General features: G+C 62.1%; 9 protein-coding genes and 2 pseudogenes. 6 read left to right on the forward strand and 5 right to left on the reverse strand.

The features are described from left to right. The 4 genes from Y707_RS0100920 to Y707_RS0100930 form a co-directional block, all read right to left on the reverse strand. Positions 1-1968, reverse strand: a 1968-nt coding sequence (locus tag Y707_RS0100920; protein ID WP_026533722.1) for a DUF4158 domain-containing protein, incomplete at its 3' end; no start/stop codon positions are given. Positions 1969-2158: 190 nt separating this feature from the next. Beyond that, positions 2159-3031, reverse strand: a complete 873-nt coding sequence (locus Y707_RS32460) for a multicopper oxidase family protein (RefSeq protein ID WP_333782825.1) — start codon at positions 3029-3031, stop codon at positions 2159-2161. Positions 3032-3178: 147 nt separating this feature from the next. After that, positions 3179-3652, reverse strand: coding sequence for a multicopper oxidase domain-containing protein (locus Y707_RS32465; protein ID WP_253905006.1), 474 nt, complete (start codon positions 3650-3652; stop codon positions 3179-3181). Then, complete coding sequence (locus tag Y707_RS0100930; RefSeq protein WP_026533723.1) at positions 3649-3915, reverse strand: SHOCT domain-containing protein; 267 nt, start codon at positions 3913-3915, stop codon at positions 3649-3651. The genes Y707_RS32465 and Y707_RS0100930 overlap by 4 nt, the downstream gene beginning before the upstream one ends. Before the next feature lie 173 nt (positions 3916-4088). Here Y707_RS0100930 and Y707_RS29390 point away from each other — a divergent pair. The 6 genes and pseudogenes from Y707_RS29390 to Y707_RS0100955 all read left to right on the forward strand — a co-directional run. Continuing rightward, positions 4089-4343, forward strand: a pseudogene (locus Y707_RS29390) (leucine zipper domain-containing protein); the annotation flags it as partial. 59 nt (positions 4344-4402) lie between these two features. Continuing rightward, positions 4403-4597 (forward strand): hypothetical protein, encoded by a 195-nt coding sequence (locus Y707_RS31120; RefSeq protein WP_035779771.1) that lies wholly within the window; start codon positions 4403-4405, stop codon positions 4595-4597. 72 nt (positions 4598-4669) lie between these two features. Then, positions 4670-5838, forward strand: a pseudogene (locus tag Y707_RS32470) (IS3 family transposase); the annotation flags it as partial. Positions 5839-6132: 294 nt separating this feature from the next. Next, positions 6133-7221 carry an IS110 family RNA-guided transposase gene (locus tag Y707_RS0100945; protein WP_026533725.1) on the forward strand — a complete coding sequence of 363 codons (1089 nt, stop codon included), beginning with the start codon at positions 6133-6135 and terminating at the stop codon, positions 7219-7221. Next, the gene (locus Y707_RS0100950; RefSeq protein WP_026533726.1) at positions 7218-7493 is read left to right on the forward strand and encodes a type ISP restriction/modification enzyme; all 276 of its coding nucleotides are present in this window, start codon (positions 7218-7220) and stop codon (positions 7491-7493) included. The genes Y707_RS0100945 and Y707_RS0100950 overlap by 4 nt, the downstream gene beginning before the upstream one ends. Positions 7494-7627: 134 nt before the next feature. Continuing rightward, positions 7628-8677, forward strand: a complete 1050-nt coding sequence (locus Y707_RS0100955) for a PDDEXK nuclease domain-containing protein (RefSeq protein WP_026533727.1) — start codon at positions 7628-7630, stop codon at positions 8675-8677. A 191-nt stretch (positions 8678-8868) separates the two neighbouring features. Here the strand turns inward: Y707_RS0100955 and Y707_RS22380 are convergent. After that, the coding region (locus tag Y707_RS22380) for a hypothetical protein (RefSeq protein WP_026533728.1) at positions 8869-9144 on the reverse strand (276 nt) is incomplete at its 5' end.

Consider the following 9144-nt stretch of genomic DNA (forward strand, 5'->3'; position numbering starts at 1 on the left):
GGAGAGCCCGACGTTCAGTGCGTGCCCCGTCAGTAGGGCCGCGACCGAAACATGGAGATCAGCAAGTCTTGTCCTGCTGCCGGACACGGCCGTGAACGAGGCCGCGAACGCCGGTTGCCATGCCATCACTTCCAGGATCTGCTCGGAAAGGTCAACCTGCGGGATCATGCCGGACAGGCGTCTGCGCAGGTCGAGCAGGCTCGGGCGTTCGACCAGGGCCTCGTCCTTGCCGAGGTGCAGCCTGCCTCCCGCGTCAACAGTGATATCGGTATTGGTGACCATGCCGCCTGCGGTTGCACGCCACGCCGCGTCCAAGTCCTCCGCATGTTCGGCCAACAGAGCGTCCGGACTTTCCGGGAGCAGCAGCGCCCCCAGTGCGGGCCCCTTGGCGGCCTCCCACGCAGGACCCGACAGTAGCTTGGCCCGGGGATCGCAGAACCGTTCGGAGGTCTGCGCGAAGATGTCGCGGTGCTTGAGACCGGCGTGGAACAGCTCCAGCACGCAGAACACATAGGCATTGCGGTCAACCGTGCCTTCTGGCCGGTCCTTGGCGAAGACCAGTTTCTGCCACCAGCCAGACGGAACGAGCTGCACATCGACCTTGCGGGCATCGAGGTATCCCTTGGGAACCCGTGCCGTCTCCTTCACCTCGAGCAGCTGCGCGAGATCCTCCATGGCCCGCAGGACTCGCTGTGCGTCGGTGGTGGCGCCGAACCTGATGCTTTGGCACAGCAGTTTCACGAAACCTCTCACCGAGTTGTACCGCTCAATGACCGTTGCCCGCCACGCCCCGTCTGACCCGGCCTGCGGTGGCGGGGTGATTTGTGCCAGTCCCGCTACAGCCGCCCGGATCTTCGCCCTGGATCCGACTGCCTTTTCGATCATTTCCCACACCATGCCCAGTGGAATGTTCTCGCCCAGCTCTTCGGCCTCTAACAACACCTCCACCACGGACTTGACCAGCGCGGCGTCTCTGGCCACACGGGGGTAGCGCTTCACCGTCTCCTTGTCCGCGGACTTCGCCGCCCGCCCGAACAGCTCATTGGCCATGAGCGAATCGAAGAGTTCCAGGGCGTCATCGATAGCTTTCATTTCAAGCCATGTCAGCGTGGCCAGCAAGGTCGCGGTTCGCATGCTGTCCGGAAGCCGGGCAAGTTTCGGCGCTTTTTCGTTCATTCCGGACCGGGCCAACTGCAACATTCGCCGCTTGGAAACGCCCGTGCCCGCGATATCGATCTCTCCCAGACGCAGGGCCGCGATTTCGGACACCCGGCCCAGCGCCTTCATCATCGACCGACCCGATGGATCTCTGCGTGGCGGATGACGCCACAAATCCAATTGGGACCGCCGCCCCTGTCCGGGGGCCAGAAGTACCCTTTCGAGTGCCGCTGCCTGCTCACTTGTCACCACCGCAGCGAGAGCATCATATAACCGGGATTCGGCCCTCTTCCGAACGCCGGCCACCTGGTCGCGAAGGGTGCTTACTCCCGGCAACAGCACGCGGCGCCCGCGTAACCAGGCCACCGCCGCGAAAAACAGCGTCTTCGGCCCCGCGTCACTGGTCCACGCCTGCCGGTCCACCCACTCCAATAGCTCCGTCTCCATCGAGGCGTAAGTTACGAAACCGTATACCTTGGCGATCTCCCACTGGTGCTCGAACCGAGTCTGCTTCCGTTCCACGTACCGCTTCACACACGACGGATCGGCCACGCCTACCTGCACCGCAACAAAATCGACGACAGCGGTTGGAATATCCACGGGATCATCCAGGAAAGCACCCAGATGACGAACGGTCACAAGCTGGAGTCCGAACCCGAGCCGGTTGTGGTCGCCCCTCCTCTTCGCCACCAGCTCGCGATCCAAGTCATCGAGGAAGAAAAACCGCTCCAGCACCGACTGTTCCGGAGCTCCATGCCCATACCGCCCGTACGCCGCCTCTTCGGCAGCCGTTAAATATTCACCAGCCATGCTCTGTCAACGATCGACGCAAGCAATCGTTGCGATCGGATTGATCCTTAGCGCTACTTTTCCGCGGAATGGTCCCCGACCCCCGTTTCCTCCACAGGACGGAATCATTCCCCGAGGTTCAGGTCGCCTTAGCGCGACTATTAGGCATTGAGGCCCTCCGCAACGGGGCCGCACTCCGGTAATTCCGTGGTCAGCGGGCTTCGACGGTGCCCATCATGCCTTGGTCTTCGTGGTCGAGGATGTGGCAGTGGTAGACGGTGCGTCCCGGGAAGTCTTCGAAGGCGATGAGGACTTTCACCTGCCCGCGGGCCGGGACGTTGACGACGTCCTGCCACCTCGGTTCGGAGAGGTTACGGTCACCGTCGTCGATGATCTGCATGGGCCATACGTGCAGGTGCACGGGATGGTCCATGGGGCTGGAGTTGGTCAGGGTCCATTCCTGGACGGCCCCGGCCGCCACTGCGGTGTCGGTCCGCGCAGCGTCGAATTCCCGGCCGTTGATGGTGAAGGCCATCATGGTGTTCTCCCCGCTGCCTGCGCCGTCCATCATGGCGCCGCCACCGCCCATTCCCATGGCGAAGTCCAGGGTGTGGCGGGCGGCGACCGGTTCCTGGCGCAGGTCCCGCAGCGCGGGGCCGGCGGGCACAGGGTTTGGTGTCTGCGCCCGATCGCCTGACACCTCGAAGGTGAGCAGTTCAATTGCCTCGTCGTCGCCGGCGCTGTTGCCACCCATCCGGCCCTCGCCCATCATGCCGTTCATGCCGCCGCGGTCCACCGGTGCTGTCACAAGCTTTGCGGAGCCTTCGGTGGTCTCGACGAGCAACTCGACGCGATTGCCGGGAGCGAGGAGCACCCCGGTGCTCTCCTCGGGAACCGGCAGTCGCCCGAGGTCGCGGCTGAGCAACTGGACCTGTTGGCCTTCCAGCTGCAACCGTAGATAGCGGGAGGGGCAGGCGTTGACGATCCGCCAGCGTTCGCGTTCCCCGGGTGCGGCGCTCAGTCGCGGGCGGACTTGGCCGTTGACGAGCACGACATCGCCTTCCCGGCCCATCATCTGCTGCATCTGGTTCACCTCGGCGGTACCGGGAGGGGCAGGCGTTCACGATCCGCCACCGTTCGCGTTCCCCGGGTGCGGCGGTCAGCCGCGGACGGGGTTGGCCGTTGACGAGCACTACTTCGCCTTCCCGGCCCATCATCTGCTGCATCTGGTTCACCTCGGCCATGTTGCCGGAGGCGTCCAGAGACAGGTCGGAAACCACCATGACCCGCTCTCGGGCGGCCGGTACAGGCTCGAGATGCTCAGGAACGGGTTGTCGCTGTTACCCTCAGGAGAGACGTGCAGCCCGTGCACGTGCAGGTTCGTCGGGGCCTGAAGCCGGTTGGTCATCGCCACCCGGATCGTGTCCCCAGGCGCCACGCGCAGCGTAGGGCCCGGCAGGGACCCGTTGAAAGTCTGCACGGAGGCTTCACGCCCTCCGACCTGGACCCGGGTCGGGGCGGCCTCCAGATCCAGTGCCAGTACCCGGTCGCGGCTGGACAGCACCCTGGATTCGGTCAGGTTCCCGCCTGCGGTGTATTCGCGACTGCTGCTGGCGGTCCACCACAGACCTGCCCCACCGGCCGCTGTGGCACCGGCCCCTGCCGCACCCAGTGCCAGCAGCTGACGGCGCGTCAGTGGGCTCACCGGCTGTCCTCCTCCAGAATCCGCAACCGCTCCCGGTACTCTTCGGTACTCAGCTCCCCGCGGGCGTAGCGTTCTTCGAGGATTTCCCGCGCGCGGCCGCCACCCGTGCCCGGGCCACGGTTGTTGTCGTGGCCGGCCGTGTTCGGGGATCTGCCGGAGAGAGCCTTCACCAGCACGACTATCAGCACGATCACCCCCACGAGCACCAGCAACCCGAAGATCCACATCAGACCCATACCGCCCATGCCGCCGCCGTTCATCATGATCGTGCTCCTCATCTCTTGTCGTCTGTGTCATGTCAGTCTTGTCAGTCTTGATTGTTAGCTGTATTAACCACAAAGGTTAGTGAAATCGGCATGGCGATGGTGACATAAAGGAAACCTCCGGGTGAGGGTGGGACTTGCGAAGAGTTCGACCGATTCACCAGGAGGTTTCCGTGTCCCATCGTAACGCTATTCTCGCGCCCAAGGGGCGGCTGCGGCTGGCCAAATGTGTCGTCGATGACCTTTGGACATTGCGCCGGGCCGCGGAACGATTTCAGGTCTCGGTGCCGACGGCTCAGCGATGGGCCGAGCGGTACCGGGAGCACGGCGAGGAGGGGATGTATGACCGCTCGTCACGGCCGCGCCGGTCTCCGCGCCGGGTTCCGACGCGACGGGAGCGCCGGGTCATTGCAGTGGGGGGTGTCAGATGGACTGTGGAAGTTGGTTTCCTAGAATCTGGTATTGAAGAGCCAGTTAGGAGTGTCACATGTCTGTTGCAAGAAATGAAGAGGTTGTCTCTGATTCGCCGGCCGTTGACGAGCCGTCCCAAGGCAGGGGATCGCGTCCTGCGCGGGCTGCTGCCCGGGAGTTGATGAATGATGAGTTCCTTGATGAGCTGATGGGCCGGGTCCCTGCGTGTCAGGGTGAGTTGAGGCCAGTGGCTCATAGCAACTCCGTCTAATTCGCAGGGCGAGAATCAGGTTCAGCATTTATGTCTATTTCATCGGTTTCCCGGATGCGGGAAGATGGGCCCGTGAGTAATTCCGGCCCGCGTGCTGGTGGCCCGACACCTCGTCGGTCGTTCACCCCGGCACAGAAACTTGACCATCTTGCCGCTTACGAGCAGGCCTGCCGGGACGGCTCCGGCGGCGGAGCGTACCTGCGCCGGGAAGGGCTGTATTCGTCGCAGATCACTGAGTGGCGCAAACTCCGCGATGCCGGCGTTCTCGAGGGAAAGAAGCCCGGCGAAAGAATCGGTAAACCCACTGCTGAGCAAGCCGAAATCGCCCGTCTACGCCGGCGCCTGGAGGTGAGTGAGGGCAAGCTGGCAAAGACCGAAGCGGCCCTGGACATTATGGGAAAAGCACGGCAGCTCTTGGAGGACATCTCCGAGAGCGAGGAGCAGCAGCCCTGGTACAGGAAACGCTGATGAGCGCCTACCGTGAACTGGCCGAAGCCCGGATGCCGACGCGCGACGCGGCGTCACTGGCCGGGGTATCGAGGGCCACGGCCACCCGTCAGCCTGCCACACCTTCCCGGCAGGTACGTGCCGCTCCTGCCAATAAACTCAGTCCGCGGGAGCGGGCCGAGATCATCACCATCCTGGACTCGGCAGACTACGTTGATCAGGCTCCGTTGCAGGTTTATGCGTGCCTGCTCGATGAGGGCAGATACGTCGGTTCGCCCTCGACTATTTACCGGGTGCTGGCCGAGAACCGGCAGGTCAAAGAACGCCGCCGTCTGGCCAGGCATCCGGCACGGGCACGGCCTGAACTCGTGGCCACCGGCCCTGGCCAGGTCTATACGTGGGACATCACCAAACTCGCCGGCCCCGTGAAAGGACAGTACTTCGACGCCTACGTGATGATCGATATCTACTCCCGCTACATCGTCGGCGCCCACGTTCACACCCGTGAGTCCGGGCCGCTGGCGGTGGAAATGATGAAGGAAATCTTCGGTATCCATGGCATCCCGACCGTCGTTCACGCCGACCGGGGAACATCGATGACCTCGAAAACGACAGCGGCTCTGCTATCGGATCTGAACGTGACCAGAAGTCATTCCCGGCCGAAAACCTCGAACGATAATCCCTACTCCGAGGCTTGGTTCAAAACCCTCAAATACGCCCCGGCATTTCCCGAAAGGTTCGGCTCCATCAGCGACGCCAGAGAATTCATCACCGGCTTCGTCGATTGGTATAACTGTGAGACTTGCTATAGCTGGTCCGGGACTGGCTGGCAGGATAGATACCGGCCGCTCCACCCTGTAGGCGTGACTCTTGGTATAACTGGCCCTCAGGGTGTCCTTTTGTGGACTTGTCCGTCTGCGGAGGTGGGGCGGCCGGTACCCGTTCGGCCCACCACGGTAGCTTGATTAGAAGACTGTCCGCCCTGACGGGTGTGACTCATCACAGTTCTGTTCCGTCGTGATTCCTACCCGGACTGGTACCGGCCGCTAACGGCCACCAACCAAGTCCATCACAATAGGAAAAGCACGGTGACCGCTCTGTATATCGTCTCTCATTGCCACCCATTTGTCGTGGGTGTCGACACTCACGCACGCAACCACGTCTACGCCATCATCGACGCCACCAACGGCTCACTGCTGGATACACAGTCATTCCCGACCACTGCAGCCGGTATCAATCGGGCCGTCAAATGGGTCGCACGTCGCACCAACGCCGACGCCGATACGCTCTGGGCCATCGAGGGAGCCGCGTCCTACGGAGCGATTCTCGCCGGCACCGTAGCCGCCCACGGCTTCCCCGTCACCGAGGCACCACGCATGGAAGCCAAGAAGAACCACGGCGTCGGTAAAACCGATGCCTTGGACGCCCACCGGATGGCGATGGCCGTGCTGCCGTTGCCGGTTGAGAAACTGCGCCGTCCCCGCCTGAACGAGGGGATCCGCCAAGGCTTGCGGATCCTGGTGACCGCCCGTGAATCCATGACCAAGGGCCGGACCCGTTCGATCAACGCCTTAAACGCTTTGGCACGAAGCAACGACCTCGGAATTGATGCCCGCAGGAAGCTCACCCCGGTCCAGATCGAGGAGATCTCCCGGTGGCGTGAACGCGAGGAAGAACTGGCCTTGGGTATCGCCCGCGCCGAGGCGGTCCGACTCGCAAAACACATCCTGGACCTCGAAGAGCAGCTGAAGTCTAACGAGCAGAAGTTGGACGAGCTGGTCGAGGTCAGCGAAGCCGCACCCCTGCTCGAGGAGAAGGGCTTCCGAGCGGTGACCGCGGCGAAATGCTTGGTGGCGTGGTCCCACGAGGGACGGGTCCGCAGCGAGGCAGCCTTCGCCTGTCTGGCCGGCGTGAATCCCATCCCTGCATCGTCGGGGAACACGGTGCGCCATCGGCTGAACCGGGGCGGCGACAGAAGACTCAACAGCGCCTTGCACATGGCTGCAATCACACGAATGACCTATGACTCCGAAACCTGCGACTACGTCGAGAAACGCCGTGCCGAGGGCAAAACCGACAAGGAAATCCGGCGCTGCGTCAAGCGCTATCTGGCCCGACGTGTGTTCAGGATTCTCGCTGCGGCGGCTCGGACGCAAAAGGTGCAGGAAGCGGCTTGACAGACATAGAAGAGTCCGAGGAAGCGTACGAGTACATGCTCGGGTCCCGGTCCGCGATCGAATGGATTATGGAGCGCTACCAAGTCAAGACCGATAAGGCGTCGGGCATCGTCAATGACCCCAACGACTGGTGCGACGAGATGGGAGATCCACGTTACATCGTCGACCTGGTCAAGCGAATCGTGGCCGTCAGCGTCGAAACGATGAAAATCGTAAATGCACTGCCACCGCTCAAGACGGCGACTTCCACCGACTCCGCAACAGCCGAGTAAGTAACTCGACATCCTTTAACGCCGATAACGGGCTGTTACGTCAGCCAAAAAATCGCCGGTTCCTACTGCCGGTAGACCCTCGGTGGCGGGCGCTGATTCGTCCGGGGGCGGTCCGTACCGGAAGAATGGGTGGCATGGTCCGTGCCGATATTGTTCTTCCCGATGGTTATGCGTCGACGCTTGATTCACTGAAGCGTCGGGTCCGCGATGCCCGGGTCCGTGCTCAGCGCACCGTCAACACCCAACTGATTGAGCTGTATTGGCACATCGGGAATGAAATCCTTACCCAGCAGGACCGCCAGGGATGGGGAACAGGCGTAGTGAAGCAGCTCGCTACGGATTTACGCGGGGAGTTCCCGGAGATGAAAGGTCTCTCCCCGAGCAATTTGCAGTACATGCGCGCCTTCGCCGCTGCCTGGCATAGTTCAGGACCAATTTCCCAGCAGCCTGCTGGGAAATTGCCGTGGGGCCACATCATGGTCTTAATCGACAAGCTCAACGACGCCGAACCCCGTAACTGGTATGCGGCAGCCGCTGTGGAATACGGCTGGTCGCGCAATGTGCTGATGAACATGATCATGAACAAGTCGATGGAACGCACCGGCGTGGCGCCGTCAAACTTTTCCCGCCAGCTGACCTCGCCAGATTCCGAACTGGCGCAGCAGGTTGCGAAGGACCCGTATGCTTTCGAGTTCCTGGGCCTGTCCGGCGAGGTCGCCGAAAGAGACCTCGAGAAGGCGTTGACGGAGAAAATCGTCGAGACGCTGCGCGAATTGGGCCCGGGGTTCGCGTTCGTCGGACGGCAGGTGCATTTTGACGTCGACGGGGACGATTTCTACATCGACATGTTATTTTTCCATGTTCAACAACTTCGGTATTTCGTCATTGAGCTAAAGACGGGGAAGTTTCAGCCCGAATACGCTGGGAAACTGAACTTTTATGTCGCGCTGGTCGACGACAAGCTCAAGCTCCCTGTCCATGGTGAGACGGTGGGCATCCTGATCTGCGGCAGCAAAAACGAACACACTGTCCGCTACGCGTTGGGCCGCGCGGATTCCCCCATGGCGATATCCACCTACACCTACGAGACTCTGCCGGCTGGGGAGCGGGACGCCCTTCCCGCCGCGGATGAACTCTCCGCCGCCTTCGACCAAATTGAACCGCCCACAAATCCGACAGAGTAAAGATTGGTTCCGCTGGCCCTGTTTCCGCTGTTTTGGTCAGATGCCCACCACCGATAATTTGCGCCTATGTAAAGCCTGGCTTCCTGCCCCCGGGTGAGCCCACTGTCACCGTCGAACCAGCGCGGGACTATCCCCCGCCCCGGGCCGGAACTTCCACGCGTTGCGCTGCAACTCGGATACGCCGGACGTCATCATTCATTGTCCGTTATCGCTGGATTTCCGTCTTCAATCTGTTCCTCCAGGGCCGGTCGACTGTTCCTCTTGCCCTCCGCCCCTCCCCGGGGCGTTTCTTCAGCTGCCTGGCCGCTGTCTTCCTGGTTGAGATGTTCGGTGACGGCTTCATCGAAGCTGTCCTTACCATCGGATTCGGGCATTTTAGGGCCAGCTGACTCCGGGCCTGAAGCCTGGCCGGCACTGTCACGGCTGTTACTTTCAGCCGGTGTCCGGTGCTTGTTGGTGTTCACAGT

Origin of the sequence: Arthrobacter sp. H14 (assembly GCF_000520495.1) — a bacterium.
GTDB lineage: Bacteria > Actinomycetota > Actinomycetes > Actinomycetales > Micrococcaceae > Arthrobacter_C.